Raw genomic sequence first — 464 nt, 5'->3', positions numbered from 1 at the left:
GACGTTTGGATGCTGAAGGTTATTTTGCCGATGAATTCACAACGATAAACAGCTCAACGCGATCAAGAAACAAAAAATATGTGATGACGATTTATTGCTTAACTTAAGCCAGAAAACATGGAATTTACCGTTCAATTTCAACTCGATTTAGCTGATAAAAACTCACCTTGCCTAACGCCCGGTTAAGGGGTTGACAACGCACCACTTAACTCAAAAAACACGCCGTAAACGCTGAATTTCAATTTTGAACTAAAGTCGATGAGCGTTGGCAATCCCTCTTGAACCGTTTGTTATGGCTAACAACTTACTGATTTATTGGGTAAAATTTAGGAAAAGCCTATCCGTTCATCTCGACATTCGTAAGAGCCCATTTCGAATTCTCGACAAATCCAAGGGCGATTTTCGTAAATTGTGCACATGAACGTTTCACGATCTAGAGCTGAACACCAACCATCTGACAAACG

The 464-nt window shown here is 40.1% G+C and carries 1 protein-coding gene; it reads right to left on the bottom strand.

All coding sequences use genetic code 11. The annotated features are described in order from the left end of the window. Positions 1-326 precede the first annotated feature (326 nt). On the bottom strand, positions 327-464 hold a 138-nt coding region (locus EXZ60_RS18965), incomplete at its 5' end, for a YkgJ family cysteine cluster protein (protein WP_277436161.1).

Origin of the sequence: Vibrio sp. 1151_11 (assembly GCF_029478525.1) — a bacterium.
GTDB classification, from domain to species: domain Bacteria; phylum Pseudomonadota; class Gammaproteobacteria; order Enterobacterales; family Vibrionaceae; genus Vibrio; species Vibrio anguillarum.
This window is presented reverse-complemented; position numbering and strand designations above follow the sequence as displayed.